At 68.1% G+C, this 16234-nt stretch carries 18 protein-coding genes; 9 read left to right on the forward strand and 9 right to left on the reverse strand.

From position 1 onward, the window contains the following. Nucleotides 1-65 precede the first annotated feature (65 nt). The 6 genes from B9C99_RS16705 to B9C99_RS16730 all read right to left on the reverse strand — a co-directional run bounded on the left by B9C99_RS16705 (nucleotide 66) and on the right by B9C99_RS16730 (nucleotide 6211). Nucleotides 66-1535: an FAD-dependent monooxygenase gene (locus B9C99_RS16705; protein WP_088898622.1), complete on the reverse strand. Its 1470-nt coding sequence runs from the start codon at nucleotides 1533-1535 to the stop codon at nucleotides 66-68. Nucleotides 1536-1648: 113 nt separating this feature from the next. Then, nucleotides 1649-2125: an SRPBCC family protein gene (locus tag B9C99_RS16710; protein ID WP_051033005.1), complete on the reverse strand. Its 477-nt coding sequence runs from the start codon at nucleotides 2123-2125 to the stop codon at nucleotides 1649-1651. A gap of 51 nt (nucleotides 2126-2176) precedes the next feature. Continuing rightward, on the reverse strand, nucleotides 2177-2833 hold the full coding sequence (locus B9C99_RS16715) for a GntR family transcriptional regulator (protein ID WP_016692755.1): 657 nt from the start codon (nucleotides 2831-2833) through the stop codon (nucleotides 2177-2179). A 101-nt stretch (nucleotides 2834-2934) separates the two neighbouring features. Next, nucleotides 2935-3924 carry a transketolase C-terminal domain-containing protein gene (locus B9C99_RS16720; RefSeq protein WP_016692754.1) on the reverse strand — a complete coding sequence of 330 codons (990 nt, stop codon included), beginning with the start codon at nucleotides 3922-3924 and terminating at the stop codon, nucleotides 2935-2937. Continuing rightward, nucleotides 3921-4814 (reverse strand): transketolase, encoded by an 894-nt coding sequence (locus tag B9C99_RS16725; protein WP_016692753.1) that lies wholly within the window; start codon nucleotides 4812-4814, stop codon nucleotides 3921-3923. Before B9C99_RS16725 ends, B9C99_RS16720 begins: the two co-directional genes overlap by 4 nt. Further along, nucleotides 4811-6211, reverse strand: coding sequence for an MFS transporter (locus tag B9C99_RS16730; RefSeq protein WP_016692752.1), 1401 nt, complete (start codon nucleotides 6209-6211; stop codon nucleotides 4811-4813). The genes B9C99_RS16725 and B9C99_RS16730 overlap by 4 nt, the downstream gene beginning before the upstream one ends. A 182-nt stretch (nucleotides 6212-6393) precedes the next feature. On the opposite strand from B9C99_RS16730, the gene B9C99_RS16735 reads away from it, so the two are divergent. The 5 genes from B9C99_RS16735 to B9C99_RS16755 all read left to right on the forward strand — a co-directional run bounded on the left by B9C99_RS16735 (nucleotide 6394) and on the right by B9C99_RS16755 (nucleotide 9055). Then, nucleotides 6394-7218: a sugar phosphate isomerase/epimerase gene (locus tag B9C99_RS16735; RefSeq protein ID WP_026061240.1), complete on the forward strand. Its 825-nt coding sequence runs from the start codon at nucleotides 6394-6396 to the stop codon at nucleotides 7216-7218. 21 nt (nucleotides 7219-7239) lie between these two features. Further along, the gene (locus B9C99_RS16740) at nucleotides 7240-8013 is read left to right on the forward strand and encodes an SDR family NAD(P)-dependent oxidoreductase (protein ID WP_016692750.1); all 774 of its coding nucleotides are present in this window, start codon (nucleotides 7240-7242) and stop codon (nucleotides 8011-8013) included. Between the two features lie 84 nt (nucleotides 8014-8097). Beyond that, the gene (locus B9C99_RS16745; protein ID WP_016692749.1) at nucleotides 8098-8424 is read left to right on the forward strand and encodes a WhiB family transcriptional regulator; all 327 of its coding nucleotides are present in this window, start codon (nucleotides 8098-8100) and stop codon (nucleotides 8422-8424) included. Between the two features lie 107 nt (nucleotides 8425-8531). Beyond that, nucleotides 8532-8795, forward strand: coding sequence for a GlsB/YeaQ/YmgE family stress response membrane protein (locus B9C99_RS16750; RefSeq protein WP_016692748.1), 264 nt, complete (start codon nucleotides 8532-8534; stop codon nucleotides 8793-8795). Then, complete coding sequence (locus tag B9C99_RS16755) at nucleotides 8759-9055, forward strand: nucleotidyltransferase family protein (protein ID WP_016692747.1); 297 nt, start codon at nucleotides 8759-8761, stop codon at nucleotides 9053-9055. Before B9C99_RS16750 ends, B9C99_RS16755 begins: the two co-directional genes overlap by 37 nt. Before the next feature lie 5 nt (nucleotides 9056-9060). On the opposite strand, the gene B9C99_RS16760 is transcribed toward B9C99_RS16755, so the two are convergent. After that, a complete protein-coding gene (locus tag B9C99_RS16760) occupies nucleotides 9061-9432 on the reverse strand; it encodes a helix-turn-helix domain-containing protein (RefSeq protein WP_088898623.1) in 372 nt (123 codons plus the stop codon). Between the two features lie 80 nt (nucleotides 9433-9512). Between B9C99_RS16760 and B9C99_RS16765 the strand changes: the two genes are divergently transcribed. Then, nucleotides 9513-9923: a RidA family protein gene (locus tag B9C99_RS16765; protein ID WP_016692745.1), complete on the forward strand. Its 411-nt coding sequence runs from the start codon at nucleotides 9513-9515 to the stop codon at nucleotides 9921-9923. Nucleotides 9924-9933: 10 nt separating this feature from the next. On the opposite strand, the gene B9C99_RS16770 is transcribed toward B9C99_RS16765, so the two are convergent. Next, nucleotides 9934-10287 (reverse strand): Zn-ribbon domain-containing OB-fold protein, encoded by a 354-nt coding sequence (locus B9C99_RS16770; RefSeq protein WP_016692744.1) that lies wholly within the window; start codon nucleotides 10285-10287, stop codon nucleotides 9934-9936. Between the two features lie 522 nt (nucleotides 10288-10809). On the opposite strand from B9C99_RS16770, the gene B9C99_RS16775 reads away from it, so the two are divergent. Then, nucleotides 10810-11832, forward strand: a complete 1023-nt coding sequence (locus tag B9C99_RS16775; RefSeq protein WP_253250104.1) for an alpha/beta hydrolase — start codon at nucleotides 10810-10812, stop codon at nucleotides 11830-11832. Between the two features lie 7 nt (nucleotides 11833-11839). Here the strand turns inward: B9C99_RS16775 and B9C99_RS16780 are convergent, their stop codons facing one another. Further along, on the reverse strand, nucleotides 11840-13168 hold the full coding sequence (locus B9C99_RS16780) for a CdaR family transcriptional regulator (RefSeq protein ID WP_143543566.1): 1329 nt from the start codon (nucleotides 13166-13168) through the stop codon (nucleotides 11840-11842). A gap of 219 nt (nucleotides 13169-13387) precedes the next feature. On the opposite strand from B9C99_RS16780, the gene B9C99_RS16785 reads away from it, so the two are divergent. After that, nucleotides 13388-14878 carry a TIGR02677 family protein gene (locus B9C99_RS16785; RefSeq protein WP_088898626.1) on the forward strand — a complete coding sequence of 497 codons (1491 nt, stop codon included), beginning with the start codon at nucleotides 13388-13390 and terminating at the stop codon, nucleotides 14876-14878. Next, a partial coding sequence (locus B9C99_RS16790) for a TIGR02678 family protein (RefSeq protein WP_088898627.1) occupies nucleotides 14875-16234 on the forward strand: 1360 nt, incomplete at its 3' end. The genes B9C99_RS16785 and B9C99_RS16790, both read left to right, overlap by 4 nt.

Here is a 16234-nt window from a genome sequence, read left to right on the forward strand (position 1 = left end):
GCGCGAAGCCCGGTTCGGCGCGCAAGGTCTATACGGCCTACCCGTGTAGGTCAGGAATTCCCTGCTCACGCAACGGTTCCTGTTCGGACGGCCGCAGTGCCGCACCACTTCGCGAGCGCGTCGTCGAGACCGTCCGTCGAGCCCTCCCCCACCCAGGCCACGTGCCCGTCCGGGCGCACGAGCACGGCCGACGGCGCGTCCACCTCACCGAGCAACGGCAACTCCCAGACGCCGTCGTAGCGCACCCGCACGAGGTCGACGCAGTCGGGAATATTCCTGGAATCGAGTGGCGGGCCGTCGAATTGCAACAGAAGCGGACGAGCCCGGTGCATGAGTCCGAACACGCGCACCGACTTCTCCTCGGCAATGACGTCGAGATCCGGCATACGTCGTCCCAGCAGCGGGTGCCCCTCACCGAGGTCATAGGCGACGTCGAGACCGGAGATCAACGCCGCGATCGGCGCTCCGGCGTCGTCGACGCGGAGGACCTCGTCGATCAGATCGCGCAGGGCCTCCTGGCGCGGATCGGCCTTCTGGAAAAGAGATTGGGCCATCGTGAATTTCAGCGCCCGCGCGCCGGCCGGGTGCCGTTCGGCGTGGTAGGTGTCGAGCAGGCCCTCCCCCGAGTCCCCTCGCACGACCTGCCCGAGTTTCCAGCCGAGATTGACGGCATCCTGGATGCCTAGGCCGATACCCAGTCCGCCGGTGGGTGAATGCACGTGTGCGGCGTCGCCCGCGAGCAGGATCCGGCCCGCACGATAGGTCGTCGCCTGTCTGGTCGCGTCGGTGAACCGTGAGAGCCAGGTGGGATCGTGCACACCGAAATCGGTGCCGAACACGTGGACCAGTTCTCGTCGCAGGTCGTCGAGCGTCGGCGGCGTGGAAGGTCCCAGTTCGGCTTCGGTCACCACGACCCGCACTCGGCCCTCCCCCATCGGGTACAGACCGTGGACGCCGCGTTCGTCGATCTTGGCGTCGGTGGGGAGTTCCTCGGTGACCCGCACTTCGGCGATCAGGCTGCTGCGTGTCGCATCCGGCCTTTCGAATCCGATCCCGGCCTCGCGGCGCACGACACTGCGACCGCCGTCGGCGCCCACCACGTATCGAGCCTGCACCGACTCCCCCGATGCGAGCCGAAGTCGGACGCTGTCCTCGTCCGCATGGGCACCGACGACCTCGATGTTCCGCCGGATCGGCACGCCGAGTTCCTCGATCCACTGCAGCAGCAGCCGTTCGATGTGGTTCTGGAACAACGCGAGCGTGTACGGATGGCGGGTGGGCAGACGGCCCACGTCGAGCCTGGTGCCCCCGAAGGTCGCGGTGTTCACCGTCCGCCCCTCGGCGAGGAATCGCTCGGCGATTCCTCGTTGATCGAGCAGTTCGATGGTGCGGGCATGGATACCGCCACCCCGCGACCCTGCGAGTTCCTGCGATTCGCGACGTTCGAGTACGACGACGCCCGCGCCGGCCAGGCGCAACTCCCCCGCCAGCATCATTCCCGTCGGCCCGCAGCCGACCACTACGACCTCGTGCATGTCCGCCCCTCTCCACGACACCGGACGGGCAGTATGAGCCCCGGGTGGGGGCTTGCGACAAGCCCCCACCTGCGCGATAACGTGGAAACGGGACGGGACGACGAGCGCCCGGGTCAGCCCTCGATGATGCGCTTGATCGCGTCCAGGGTCGCCGGAATTCCGCTGCGGGCGGCCTGCTCCCGCGCGGCGATCTGGGCAGGTGCCTCCGCCCCGAACTTCTCGTGGAAGAACTTCTGCCCTGCTTCGGTGAACTCCCAGGTCTCCGTCAGTTCCGTGCCGGCGTCCGCGGGCTTGATGACGTAGCTCCAGCGCACGAGGCCGGGACCGACCGACCACGCGAATTCACGGCCCGGAGAGGCGACGACGACCTCCGAGCGGGTCTCCCAGGTGCGTTCGGGGGTGACGTTCCGGCCGGTGAAGAAGGAACCGACCTCGGGGCCCTGCCCTTCGTCCCACCAGCATTCCGCGCAGACGGGTGACCATTCACCGGTGCGGGTGACATCGGAGACGAGGGCGTACACCTCGTCGGGGGTGGCGGAAACGACGACGGAGGACTCGAAGGTCAGAGGTGTGGTCTGCATGGCCACCATCCTGCCCGACGAGACCTCCGGAACCGGCAGCGACACCCTGACGAGTACGGATCAGGACACGAGATTGCTTGCGGCCCACGCCATGTGCGAACGCACCGTGGACGCAGCCTTGTCGGAGTCACCGGTTTCGATGGCGTCGACGATGGCACTGTGGCGCCCGACGTCCATGTTTCCGACCGCCTTCTCCAGACCGGCGAACATGATGGACATGCGGATCGATCCCTCGAGCGACTGCCACGAGTGCATGAGCGTTTCGTTGCCGGTCAGACGGCAGAGCAGTCGGTGGAAGTTCAGGTCGGACTCGATGCGTGCCTCGAGGTCGTTCTCGGCATGCGCCATGGCCTCGAGAGCTTCGCGCAGGGCCGGGATCACCGAGGCCCGGTCGTCCCGCTCCGCGAGGTCGCGGACGGCCAACGCTTCCAGGGCCGCGCGCACGGCGAAGATGTCGCGGATCTCCTTGGCGTCGAGGTGCCGAACGTAGAGGCGACCGCGGGCACCGGCAGAGATCAGACCTTCCTGCTGCAGCTGCCGCATCGCCTCGCGCAGGGTTCCCCGGCTGATCTGGAGCATCTCGGACAGCTCGGTTTCGACGAGGGGGCTGCTCGGGGCGAGCGCGCCGCTCGTGATCGCGGTGCGCAGGGCGGTGACGGCCTGCTGACGCAGGCTGGTCCTCTCGAGCCCCAGCAGCGCAGCGGGTTGAGCAGCCATGAGTTGCCTCCAGGTGTCAGCGGCCGACTGTCGACAACAGTCTGTCGACAATGATACGGGTCCCGCACCGGCTCCGGTGCGGGACCCGTACAGCGTGTCGGTCAGCCGAGCTCGTCGAGCACCCGCGCGACCACCCGGTCGGTGCTCAAGCCGTACCGGTCGTGCAGGGTGGGTAGCGCGCCGGCATCGAGGAACCGGTCGGGCAGGCCGATGGGGACGACCCTCTTCCCCAGTCCCGCCCCGACGACTGCGGCAGCGACGGTCTCGAAGAGCCCACCTACGACGGTGTGGTTCTCGAGGGTGACCGCCAGTCGGTCGGTGTCGATCTCCGCCAGGACCGTGGCTGCGTCGAACGGTTTGATCGTGGGCGTGTGCACCACCCCGACATCCACGTGGTGGGTTGCCAGCACGTCCGCCGCCTGCAACGCGCGTATGGTCATCAGGCCGCTGGTGACGAAGACGACGTCGTTCCCGCCGCGCAGCACCTTCGCCTTGCCGAGTTCGAAGCGGTAGTCGTACTCGTCGAGGACCGTGGCGACCTTGCCGCGCAGCAAGCGGAGATAGGTGGGGCCGTCACTCGCGGCGAGCTGCGGCACGGCCTGTTCGATGTCGATCGAGTCGCACGGATCGACGATCGTCAGGTTGGGCATGCCGCGGAAGATGGCGATGTCCTCGGTGGCCTGGTGACTGGGGCCGTATCCGGTGGTCAGGCCGGGAAGCCCGCCGACGATGTTGACGTTGAGATTCGGCTCGGCGATGTCCAGGCACAGGAAGTCGTACGCGCGGCGCGCGGCGAACACCGAGTAGGTCGACGCGAACGGGATCAGGCCGGTCTCGGCCATGCCCGCCGCGGCACCGAGGAGCAGCTGTTCGGCCATGCCCATCTGGAAGAACCGGTCCGGGAACGCCTCGGCGAAGACGTGCATGTCGGTGTACTTCGCGAGATCCGCGGACAGGCCGACGATCCGGTCGTCCTCCTGGGCAGCCGCGACCAGCGCGTGGCCGAACGGTGCGGCGGTGGTCCGCTGACCCGGATCGACGAAGGAGGCGATCATCGCCGAGGTCTTGAGCTTGGGGGCGGTGGTGGTCATCGGACGTCCTCGCGGTTGTGGCCGGCGGTCAGCTGGTCGCGGCAGATCTGCCATTCGTCTTCGTCGATGCGCATGAAGTGCGCCTTCTCGCGGGTTTCGAGCAACGGAACGCCCTTGCCTACACGGGTGTCGCACAGGACGATCGCCGGGGATCCGGCCGGGGCGGCCTCGGCGATGGCCGCATCGAAGGCGTCGAGCAGCGCACCGGTGTCGTTGCCGTCGACCCGGTAGGTGCGCCACCCGCAGGCCGTCCACTTGTCGTGGACCGGTTCCGTGCTCAGCACTCCGCTGGTGGCACCGTCGGCCTGCAGTGCGTTGATGTCGACCATCGCGATGAGGTTGCCGAGTCGGTGGTGGTGCGCGCTCATGGCCGCTTCCCAGGTCGACCCTTCGTCGAGTTCGCCATCGGACAGGAAGTTGAAGATCCGTGCCGGCGAACCCTGGTGACGCAGACCCAGTGCCATGCCGACGGCGATCGGAAGGCCGTGGCCGAGCGAGCCGCCGGAGATCTCCATACCGGGGGTATAGGTCGACATGCCCGACATCGGCAGGCGCGAGTCGTCCGAGCCGTAGGTGAGCAACTCGTCGCGGGAGATGATCCCCGCTTCCGCGAGCGCCGCGTACAGGCCGATGGCGTAGTGGCCGGTCGACAGGAGGAACCGGTCGCGGCCGTCCCAGTGCGGGTCGTCGGCGCGGAAGCGCAGATGGTCTCCGTAGACGGTGGCGAGGATGTCCGCGGCGCCGAGCGCCTGGCCGACGTAGCCCTGACCTTGTTCCTGGCCCATGTCGATCACGTTGTGCCGGAGGCGATAGGCGAATTCGTCGATGGCGGCGAGTCGCTCGTTCCGAGGCAGAGCGATGTCGGGACGGGGATGCGCTGTGGTGGTCACAGAAGTTCCTTTTCCTTGGTGCTCGATGCCGCGGCGGTCCCACCGGACAGGGGGCCGCCGGGGCTATCGGAAGGGTGTGAGTTCGACCGGCCGGCCTGATCGGCGAGACGACGCTCGGTCGGTCCCCAGGTCTCACGGGTGACGAGGGCGCAGACGAGACCGACGAGGCCGTAGAAGCTGAAGAGCAGGGCCGGGCCGATCCAGCCGAAGGCGAAGTAGAGCAGCGCGGTGATGAACGGGGTGAACCCGGAGACCATCGCCGAGATCTGGTAGGCCAGCGATGCGCCCGAGGCGCGGCGCGCTGCTTGGAACAGTTCGGGGAACCAGGCACCCTGCGCTCCGGCAAGGGCGTTCTGGCAGACGGCGTAGGCGATCACGACGGTGGCGAGGATCAGCACGAACGTGCCGGTGTTGACCAGGAGGAACATCGGGACCCCGAAGAGGGCGGCGAACGCGCAGACTCCGAGATACACCGGGCGACGGCCGATACGGTCGGTCAGACTCGCCCAGCCGATCGTGGCGAAGATGCCGATCGCCGAGGCCACACACAGGGCCAGCAGGGTTTCCGATTTCCCGGCGAGGTCGTTCTCGTGCAGGTAGGAGATCATGTAGGTGATCGAGACGGCGTAGCCGGCGGTTTCGGCCACGCGCAGGCCGATGCCGCGGAGGATGTCGCGCCAGTCCTTCTTGACGGAGTCCAGGATCGGGGAGGCAGCGATCTCGCCGCTGTCCTTGACGTCCTCGAAGACCGGGGACTCGGGCACCTTGGACCGGATGATCAGCCCGACGACGACGAGGACGATGCTCGCGAGGAACGGCACCCGCCACGCCCAGTCGCCACCGAGGTGGACGCTGAACAGGAATACGAGGTTGGCCAACAGCAGCCCGACGGGGAATCCCGCTTGGACGATGCCGGTGTAGCGGCCCTTCGATTTCCACGGCGCGTGTTCGTAACTCATCAGGATCGCTCCGCCCCATTCGGCGCCGAAGGCGAGTCCCTGGATGATGCGGACGGTCACCAGCAGCGCCGGTGCGACGAGACCGACCTGGCCGTAGGTCGGAAGCAGGCCGATGGCGAAGGTGGCCAGGCCCATGACGATCAGTGAGGCGACGAGGACCGGCTTGCGCCCCACCTTGTCTCCGAGGTGACCACCGAGGATCCCCCCGAGAGGTCGTGCAGCGAATCCGACGCCGAGGGTGGCGAAGGCGGCGAGGGTGCCGATGACGGGATCACCGCTGGGGAAGAAGGCTGTCCCGAAATACAACGCTGCAGCGGTGCCGAAGCCGATGAAGTCGTAGGTCTCGATGACGGCGCCGACAGAGGAACCGATCGCGACGCGTTTGGCGTCCTTGGTGCCCTCGACGGGACCTCGCATCTCGAGCGCTTCTGTGCTCATGAATTTCTCCTTGCGGACCGAGGATACGGCCGCTGGTGCGACGGGGAAAGAAGATGTCGACTGTCAACAGTGAACTCAGTGTGAGCGCGGACACCCCACCCTGTCAACTGTCAGTAGGCAACGGTTGACTGTTGACAGTCGGCACGGTTAGCGTGGTCCCCATCACCTTCCAGGAGGTTCTCGTGTTCCACGATCGGCTCGGCTGCTCGACGATCAGCTTCCGCCACCTAGACCTGCCCACAGCGCTACGAACCATCGCCGGCCTGGGCTTCACCGAGATCGATCTCGGCGCCCTACCCGGAGTCTGCGATCACGTTCCGTTCGTGCTCGACGCGGACGCCGTCGACCGTGTCGTCGATGAGGTGGCAATCTCGGGCCTGCGCGTCCGTAGCGTCAACGGCGACATCGGCGACCTCGACGCGCCGTTGACCTCCGAAGAACAGAAACGGCGGGATCACCATCTCGACCGGTTGCTGACCCTCACCTCCCGCATCGGGGCGCGCTCCCTGGTGCTGCCGTGCGGGCACCTCGACGACCGGCCGATACGGTCCCTCGACGAAGACCTCGACACCGTCGCGGCACAACTCGAGCGGGCACACGTCCGGGCCCGGGACTTCGGGGTGGGCCTGTGGACCGAATCCCTCCACGTCCACCGACTGTGCTGCGACATCGCTCGCGCTGCCCGGCTGACAGCACGACTGCCCCCCGGAATCGGCGTGGTGATGGACTTCAGCCACATCGTCGCGTCGGGCGGAGATCCGGTCGATTTCGTCGACCTGTTCGCCTCGCGCATCACGCACGTCCATCTCCGGGACGCAGTGCCCGGAAACATCAACCTCAGCATCGGCAACGGGCACGCCGACTTCGCCGGCGGCCTCGCCGCCCTCGACGCCCGCGGGTACACCGGGCACTTCGCCCTCGAACTCGAGACCCGCGACATCACCGACCCCGAGCGACCCGAAAGCGCCTCTCGGGCAGCTCGATTCGTCACCACTCTCATCCCCTGAACCAACCTCAAGGAGAAACCCATGTCCTCGATCCGACGCACCGCAGTCGTCACCGGAGCCACCTCCGAGCGCGGCATCGGCCTCGCCACCGCCCGCCGCTACGCGGAGGACGGCTGGGCCGTCGTCGTCCTCGATCTGGACGGTGAGAAATCCGCCAAGGTCGCCGCCGAGATCGGCAGCGAGTACTCCGTCCCGTCCTTCGGACACGAGATCGACGTGGCCGACGAGGCGTCGGTGCAGGCAGCGCACGATGCCGTCGCCGCGGAAGTCGCCGCGGGCAATCTCCCGCCCGTCGGAGCTGTCGCGAACATCGCCGGCATCACCTCGCCGGTGCCGTTCCTCGAGACGAGCCTCGAACTGTGGAACAAGGTGATGGCCGTCAACGCCACCGGCACCTACCTCGTCACCCGGGCATTCCTGCCGGGCATGATCGAGAACGGATGGGGACGCATCGTGAACATGTCGTCGGTCTCCGCCCAGCGTGGCGGCGGTGTCTTCGGCAAGGTCCCCTACTCGTCGGCGAAAGCCGCCGTCCTCGGGTTCACCAAGTCGCTCGCCCGGGAGCTCGGCGACAGCGGCGTCACCGTCAACGCCGTCACCCCCGGCGCGGTCGACACCAGCATCCGCGTCGGCAGCACTCCTGAGCAGGAGGCCGCCATCTGCCGCGACGTTCCGCTCGGACGCACCGCCACCACCCGTGAGGTGGCCTCGGTCATCACGTTCCTGTCGTCGGAGGACGCGGCCTACCTGACCGGCACGACCGTCGACATCAATGGCGGCAGCCACATGCACTGACCACCCCGTCCGGTGTCCGCTCATGCACCGTCGTGGTCGGACACCGGACGGCACCGTTTTCACTTCGGTCGCCGGACGAGAACCATGACAACAACGCCTTTCTTCGCCCCGTTCGGCAGCAGCCCGGACGCGGAACTGCAGCCGTGGCAGTCGCGCGCCGACTGCCGTCTCATCGATCCCTCGATCTTCTTCCCGCCGGACGACGAATCGCGCGGGATGCGGCAGCGCCGTGAACGCACGGCGAAACAGATCTGCACGTCGTGTCCCGTCCGCATCCCCTGCCGCGACTACGCTCTGGAAACCCGCGAACGTCACGGGATCTGGGGCGGCACCTCCGAATCGGATCGCCGCAGGGGAAGACCGACCGGAGACCATGATCGGACGATTCACGCCCTCGGGATGAATCTGTAGGGTGAATTCCCGCCGAGTGCCGTTCCCCTGGCGAAATGCAGTGTCGGCCGCTGCATTCATATCGCGGAAAGACTGTCGCCGTGTCGATCTCGGCTTATACTCGCTCAATGTTGATCATCGGAATCATTCTGTTCGGGCTGCTCGTCGGCGCGGCGGCACAGCTCGTCGTGGGCAGGTCCGGGACCGGGGTCGACTGGACTCTCGCGTTCGTCGCGGGCGTCGGGGGTTCGTTCATCGGAGGTCTGCTCATCAGCCTTCTCGCAGGTGACGGACTCGAATTACGCCCCAGCGGGATCATCGGTTCCCTCGCCGGCGCGATCATCGTGACCGCCGCGTGGTCGGCCTGGAAGTCGCGGTCGCGTCGGGCGTAGACGACCTCTTCTACTTCGACGACGCCGACCTGAGCTACGCGGCCATCGACCATTTCGCATCCACCACGTGTTGTTTCGGCATCACCCGCGACCCCGGATCAGGACTACGGGTCTACGCGGCGCACGGTTTCGACGACCTGTTCGGGATGGTGCTCCGCCCGAATCCGGTGCTGGCGCCTCGCGAGGTGCATGAAGCGAAAGCCCGAGGATGGCAGGCGGAATGGCCTCGATCGGTCGTCGAACCGTGGCCCGAGCGCTGACACGCTCATTCGTCGGGCTCCTCGTCGAATCTGCGTCGCGCTTCCTCGATGCGAGGAAGATTCGTCGACGCCCACAGCAGCAGGGCGTCGATCGGTTCGCGCACCGTCTTCCCCAGTGGCGTGATGCGGTATTCGACCGCGACGGGACGGGTGTTCACCACCCGGCGTTCGACGATTCCATTGCGTTCGAGTCTGCGCAGCGTGGTCGTCAGGGATTTCTGCGTGACCTCGGCAACGGCGCGCCGCAGCTCGTTGAAGCGGCGCGGAGCCTCGCACAATTCGGTGAGCACGCTCAGGGACCACTTGTCGAGGATCTGCCCCAACAGTTCCCGGTGGGCGGCGACGGCGAGCAGATCGTGATCAGCGGTATCCGACATGAAACCTGGTTTCGTTGAAGTGACTTTCGGACACCAAGTATAAATCGGATACCACTTGGTTCCGACCCCAGGAGAATTCCGTGTCCGTCACCCTGTTCAGCCCCGAAGGCACGCTGCCGAACGCTCCCTACCACCACGTCGCAGTCTCCACCGGTACGCGACAGGTCCATCTCGCCGGACAGGTCGCACACATGCCGGACGGCTCACCGATTCCTACCGAGCTGGCCGGTCAGGTGGCCCAAGCGCTGCGCAACATCGCACGAGGCTTGGACGGAGCCGGCGCGACCTTCCGCGATGTCGTGCGCCTGACGTTCTACGTCACCGACTGGCATCCCGAGAAGATCGGACAGTTCACGGCCGGTGTGCAGGCCGTCGCGCAGGAGATCGATCTGCCCGATCCGATGCCACCGGCATCGCTGATCGGTGTCGCGGCGCTCTATGAACCCGCCGTGCTCGTGGAGATCGAAGCCACCGCAGTTCTCGAGGGATGAGCGTCGTAGATCAGGCCGCGCAGACCCCGAAGACGGGGAATCCGTCGTCGCACGCAGTGGACCGGAACGCGACCCGCACCCGCGCCTCGGCGCAGTCGGGGAACGATCCTTCGATCTTCGAGTAGAGCCACGGCCCGTCGTCGAGTTCGACGATCGCGAGGGTGACCGAGTTGTCGTCCTGTGCGCCGACGTCGAGCGGTTCGACGACCTTCCAGGACACGATCGAGCCGGTGCCGGAGCAGTGGGCGGACTCGAGGTTCGCGCCGCCGCAGGAGGAGCAGCGCGCTGTCTCGGGAGCGTGAAGCGTCGTGCAGCTTCCGCAGCGCAGGATCGTCATGCAGTTCTGCGTCGCGTGGGGCGCCATCGCGGTCCTTCCGTCAACGGAGAATGTCCGAGCCACGAAGCGATCCGTCATAGAAGGGGGCGGACCCCCGACGGGCCGATGACGTGGCTCCGATCATCGGCCCCCTATTCGAAGGTAGGTCGACCCGGGACCTTTTCCATCGGTACGCGAGCACACAGATCGTGGGGGTTCGCTGGTCGCAGCGCACAATGCCGGGTCGGTCGACAGGGGCGTTCGGGTCGTTCGGGCCACCGAATGCCACTTGGGCAAGCGCCCAACAATGGCCCTTGACCTGCAGGTCCGTCCCGATCAAACGTGATCCAGCTCGCACCGGCACCCGGTGCCACCCTCGGACACTGTGCGCTCAGCCCGAACCACAACCGAAACAGTGTGCACACGCACCGGTGAACCGAGGGACGTTCGTCCTTAACGTAGAAGACAGCGGCACCCGCTTCGCCGGGTCGACTCGCCGCTGTTCGACCGTCTCCCCTTCGAGGATCGACCGGTCGCAGACACCCCACCGGTTGTGAGGAGCTCTTCCCCGTGACGACCGCACGTGACGTGCGCGCACCCCTCGTTCCGCGCGATCTGCCGACGCCTCGGCCGCCGCACTCCCCCGAATGCTCGACTCCGGTCCGCCGGCGCGACTTCCCCGGGTCGAGCCGTCAGTCCAGAGTACTGGCGCAGGCGATGCGGATGTCGGTGCGTCCGCTGCTCGGGCTGTGGAGCCGCTCGACGGCGCTGCCCTGGCCGACGGGTCTGCTGGACGCCGCCGGGGCGCTGCTTCCGGCGATCGACGGGACAGTGTGCGCTCCCGTCCGGTTGCCGAACTGCACCGGTTCCTGGGTGGAAGGCCCGCGGACGGGATTCGATCGCGTGATGCTCTACTTGCACGGCGGCGGCTTCCTGTGCGGCGGGATGCGCAGCCACCTCCGCCTCGTCTCGCGGATCTCCGATGCCGGCCGCATCCCCGTGCTGATGGTCGACTACCGGATGCTGCCCGAGCACTCGATCGACGATGCCGTCGACGACGGTGTCGAGGGCTACCTCTTCCTGCTCGCCGCCGGTTACCGACCCGAGCAGATCGTGATCGCCGGTGATTCCGCCGGCGGCTATCTGGCCTTCATGGTGTCGTTGGCGTTGCGCGACCGGGGCATCCCGGTGCCGGGAGCGATCGTCGCCCTGTCCCCGCTCACCGAATTGGATCCGGCCCGCAAACTCGGCCACTCCAACGCCGCACACTGCGCGCTGCTGCCCGGCAACGCACTCGAGGCACTGGCCGGTCTTGCAGGACGTCGCCAGGAGTCGGGGCGGATCTGCCCCGCCGACGCGGATCTGTCGGGCATGCCGCCCACGCTCATCCAGGTCGGCTCGCACGAATTGTTCCTGGTGGACGCGGAGTCGATGGCCGACCGTCTCGCCGACGCCGGTATCGCGTGCGAACTGCAGGTCTGGGACCGGCAGGTGCACGTATTCCAGGCCGCCGCGGATCTGCTACCCGAAGGAGTCCGCGCGATCGGCGAGATCGGACGGTTCGTTCGCAGCGCCGTGCCCGGCTCCCGATAACGGGCCGTCACCCGGGCGAGGGTGGACCTGCCGAATCGGGCGCGAGCACGGCGGCGCCGAGCCAGTGGCACAGCGCGAGCGCGTTCTCGAGGTCGAGTCGACACTCGCGGACACTGTGCCCGATCTGCTCCTCCGCCTTGCTGATCCGGTAGGCGACCGAATTCCGGTGCAGATGGAGCTTTTCCGCGGTGGCGACGAAACTGCCTCCACTGGAAAGGAACTCCCGCAGTGTGTGCCGCAGTTGCGCGGCAGCGGGATCGTCGGCGGCGAGGCGGCCGAGCACATCCCCCACCCAGGCGCGCGCCCATTCGAGATTCGTGCACATCAACGCGACCGCGCCGACCTCGTCGATCGAGACGAGACGCGGGCCCGGCAGAGCCGATGTCAGAGCCACCTCCCGCGCCTGCGCCGCCTGCCGATGGGTGCGGACGAAACCGTCGATCCCCTCCTGCGGCGCTCCGACGGCGACACCGACGGGTCGCTGCCAGGCCGCGACGACCCCGGACAGTCCGCTCGGGTCGATGCGATCGACCGTACCGAGCGGGATCCATGCCCAGGCGGTGTACTCGTCGAACTGTTCGAACAGCACCCGACCTCCCCGCCCGAGATGTTCGGCCAAGGCCGTCACCGCCTGCTCGAGGCCGTTCCATTCGGTGCCGGACCGGTCCCCGCCAACCACTTCGATGTCGTCCGTCCAGACGATCACCCCGAGGTGGTGCTGGCCGAGCCGGTAGCCGAGGGTGCGCTCGGCGTCCCCCACCTCGATCGGCCGTCCGGCCAGGATGTCCTGGATGCGGGCGGTCCGGGAGGCGTTGCGGTTGAGCAGCCAGGTGTCGCGCTCGGCCTCGTAGACCCCGAGCAGCTTCTGCGACACCCCGTCGATCCCGGCAGAGAGTTTCATCAGGATCTCCACGCCCGCCTGCATCACTGCCGCGGCGTCGTCGCTGAGTCCCGCCAGCACCTCGAGGCACCAGCGCATGATGCTGTCCTGCGCGAGCCGGTTGCTGCGATCGACCACCGAGACCGGGAATCCCTGCCGGGCCAGCATGCGCACCAGCGAATAGGACGCCGCCGGGATCTCGATCTCGGCAAGATCGTCCCGCAGGAACCGGGTGATGGCTGCGACACCCTCCTCCGCGGCCTGGGCGAGGGAGCGGCGGGTGTGGCGGTCGGTGGACATCGCCTCGATCTCGGCCGAGATCCGCTCGGTCATGTACTGCGTGATCTCGGCCTGCCGCGTCGTCGACAGGTCGGCGACCGCCTCGATCAGTGCACGCGTGGCGGGTCCCGGATCGCCCACTCTGTGGGTGTCCTGTCCGATCTCGTGAGGATTCATCGTGTCCGATTCCGGAGGCTGCGGCGTCTGTCCGGGCGCACTGCCCTCGCCGAGCGCACCGCCTCGACCGTAACGGCTCGGGGCGGGCCGCCACCGCGGATCGGGGCGTCCATCGGGCAACGATCGTGCCGACACTCACGCCGGGTGTTGTCCGGACCCGTCGGTTGCGCCGCCTAACCTGTCACGGTGAGTGAATCAGGCCGAGCGCGGTTCGGCGCGATGGAGGACGCGTTGGTGCGGGACGACCGCCTGCGCCTCTTCTCGTTCGCAACGGCCGAGAAAAGGGTGCACTACCTGTGGGTTCTGCGCGCATTCGATCATGCGCGCGGCAACTACTCGGTGCTGCTGCACGCCGGCGACGTCGAGAACGTCCTCACCCGGCTGCCCGGCGCGAACGGCGACGACGTGCCCGATTCCTCCGAGATCCCGGCCCTGCTCGAGCAGCTGCACGCGTGGGGTGTGCTCGAACGCAGCTACGACGGATCCCGGGCGGCGACGCTCGCCGAGTACCGCAACCGGCACTACGTCTACCAGTTCGGGCAGGCCGGTTACCGGGTGTTCCGCGCCGTGGAGGACGTGCTGTCCTCCCGTGGGGAGGACGTTTCGCTGTCACGTCTGGCCCTCCCCGATCTGCTCGCCGACCTGAACGATCTCGCCGATGCGAACGCGGCCGGCGACGGCGAACTGGTCTACCGGAAGTTGAGTCGCCTCGACGCGACGTTGTCGGACATGGCCGAGCGCGCCGCCCGTTTCTATCTCGTCCTCGGCGAGCTGGTGCGCACCACCGAGGTCACCCCGGAGACCTTCCTCGCCCACAAGGATGCGCTCCTCACCCACATGCGTGAGTTCAGCACCGATCTGGCCCGCTACGCCCCGAAGCTTTCCGCGGCGCTCGACCGGGTGCAGGCCACCGGGGTTCAGAAGCTCACCGCGGCCGCGGCCCGGCACGACGAGCGGGTGCTGCTCTCGTTCGAGGAACGCGAGGCGGACTGGGCGCAGCGCTGGTGGGGCATCGAACACTGGTTCGTCGGTGTGGGCTCCGAACCGAGCGAATCCGAACGCCTGCGCGGCGCGACCATCAACGCGATCTCCGCGGTGCTCGGGCTGCTGCGCCGGCTCACCGAGCAGCGTCGTGGGGGTGTCAGCCGCGAGTCACAGCTGCGGCATCTCGCGGGCTGGTTCGCTGCCGCGCCGTCCGAGGAGGCCGCGCACGCGCTGTTCGATGCGGTGTTCGACCTGGGCCGGCCCCGACACTTCTCCGTCGCCCATCCCGACGCCGACATCGTGCCGGTCACCCGGTCGTGGTGGGACGCGCCTCCCGTGGAGATCGCCCGCACCCTCGCCGAGACCGGCCGGCGCCCCGCAGCGGGAGCGCCGGGGCGGATCCAGCGCAACGACGCCGGAGTACGGCGGCTGCGCGAGGCGCAGCTCGAGAAGCAGCGTCGCCGGGCCGAAGCGGCGCGCTCCCTCGCCGCCGGAGGTGTGCGCGAACGGAAGCTGAGCGAACCGGAAGCCGAGGTGCTGTTGAGCCTGCTCGACGCCGCACTGTCGGCCCGGGTGCCCGTGAGCGGCCGGGTGCGCAGCGACGATGCCTCCTCCGGTACGCAGAACGGCGTCAAGCTCACCCTCCGACCGAGCGGCGAGTCGACGGTGGTGCACACCGCGCGCGGGCGCCTGTATCTCGACGGTCTGTCGGTGGAGGTGCGATGAGGGCGCGTTCGATTCCGTCCATCGAGCTGGATTCGTATCAGCGCGCCGCGCGACTGGTGCTCACCCACCATCTCGTCACCGCGACCTTTCCCGACCGGTCGGCGCTGGCGACGGTGCGCCGCTGGACCACCGAGCTGCGCGAGGATCTGCTCGCCACCTTCGGGTACCGGCTCGAGGTCACCGAGACCACCGCGCGGCTGTTCACCGTCGCCGATCGCCTCGATGCGGGGGCGGGCACGTCGACGCACACCGGCCGGCCGTTCGACCGCCGCCGGTACGCCTATCTCGCCTTGGCGATCGCGGCGCTCGGTCGCGGCGCCGGGCAGATCACGCTGTCCGAACTCGCCGAGCACGTCGCGTCCGAGGCGAGCCGGGTGGACGGTGTCGAGCTCGACACCGAACGTGCCGCCGACCGCGATGCCTTCGTCGATGCCGTGACCTGGCTCGGCGTGCGCGGCGCGATCACCCTCGCTGACGGTGACGCCGGCAGGTGGGCGAGCGATCCCGACAGCGGTGAGGCGCTCTACGACGTCGACCGCGCGGTCGTGCACGCCCTGTTCCGGCCACCGCGGGCGTTGCAGCACCTCGAATCGGTGCGCGGTCTGCTCGGCAATGCCGGTGCCCCGCACTCGGATACGGCGGAGGTCCGGAGGCGGGTTCGACGCGCACTGGTGCAGCGTCCCGTGGTGTACGCCGACGATCTCGACAACGACGAAGCGCTGCAGTTGGCGTTGCCGCGCACCACCGACGAGGTGGAGCTGCTCACCGGCCTGGTCTGTGAGCGTCGCGCCGAAGGCGTTGCGCTGGTGGACACCTCGGGACGGTTGTCGGATATGCGGTTCCCGAACACGGGGACGGTCGCGCAGGTCGCGCTGCTGCTGGCCGGGGAGATGTGCGATCGCGTCCTCGATCCCGACGCCCCTGTCCCGCCCCGGATGCCGGTGCCCGCGCAGACGCAGGACGTCCTCGTCGCGGCGGTCGATTCCGCGATCCCGAGGTCGACGGTGTTCACCCCGCTCGCGGCGTCCGACACCCCGATGCCCGACGAGCAGGAGCAGGACGACGACGCTCGTGCCCCGCTCGAGCATCCCTTGCTCGAGGATTCGTGGCTGGCGGGCACGGTCGGTCGTCTCGTCGACATCTACGGCCGGACCTTCGCCGCGCAGTGGCAGGCCGACCCCGCGGGACTGGCCGAGGCCGCGGTGGACATGCTCGACAGACTGCGCCTGGTGGCCCGCGTACCGGGCGGAGTGTTGGTCCTGCCCGCCATCGCCCGCTTCCGCGGCGTGACGGTCAGTGTGCGCGAACGGGATCCGGAGATCGACCTGTTCCCCGAGACCACCCCACCGACAGTCC

The sequence above is a fragment of the Rhodococcus sp. BUPNP1 genome (assembly GCF_002215235.1).
Taxonomy (GTDB): domain Bacteria; phylum Actinomycetota; class Actinomycetes; order Mycobacteriales; family Mycobacteriaceae; genus Rhodococcus.

Coding starts and splice junctions, on each gene's coding strand:
- B9C99_RS16705 (WP_088898622.1), bottom strand. CDS start 1,535: ATGCACGAGGTCGTAGTGGTCGGCTGCGGGCCGACGGGAATGATGCTG.
- B9C99_RS16710 (WP_051033005.1), bottom strand. CDS start 2,125: ATGGTGGCCATGCAGACCACACCTCTGACCTTCGAGTCCTCCGTCGTC.
- B9C99_RS16715 (WP_016692755.1), bottom strand. CDS start 2,833: ATGGCTGCTCAACCCGCTGCGCTGCTGGGGCTCGAGAGGACCAGCCTG.
- B9C99_RS16720 (WP_016692754.1), bottom strand. CDS start 3,924: ATGACCACCACCGCCCCCAAGCTCAAGACCTCGGCGATGATCGCCTCC.
- B9C99_RS16730 (WP_016692752.1), bottom strand. CDS start 6,211: ATGAGCACAGAAGCGCTCGAGATGCGAGGTCCCGTCGAGGGCACCAAG.
- B9C99_RS16740 (WP_016692750.1), top strand. CDS start 7,240: ATGTCCTCGATCCGACGCACCGCAGTCGTCACCGGAGCCACCTCCGAG.
- B9C99_RS16745 (WP_016692749.1), top strand. CDS start 8,098: ATGACAACAACGCCTTTCTTCGCCCCGTTCGGCAGCAGCCCGGACGCG.
- B9C99_RS16750 (WP_016692748.1), top strand. CDS start 8,532: ATGTTGATCATCGGAATCATTCTGTTCGGGCTGCTCGTCGGCGCGGCG.
- B9C99_RS16760 (WP_088898623.1), bottom strand. CDS start 9,432: ATGTCGGATACCGCTGATCACGATCTGCTCGCCGTCGCCGCCCACCGG.
- B9C99_RS16770 (WP_016692744.1), bottom strand. CDS start 10,287: ATGGCGCCCCACGCGACGCAGAACTGCATGACGATCCTGCGCTGCGGA.
- B9C99_RS16780 (WP_143543566.1), bottom strand. CDS start 13,168: ATGAATCCTCACGAGATCGGACAGGACACCCACAGAGTGGGCGATCCG.
- B9C99_RS16785 (WP_088898626.1), top strand. CDS start 13,388: ATGGAGGACGCGTTGGTGCGGGACGACCGCCTGCGCCTCTTCTCGTTC.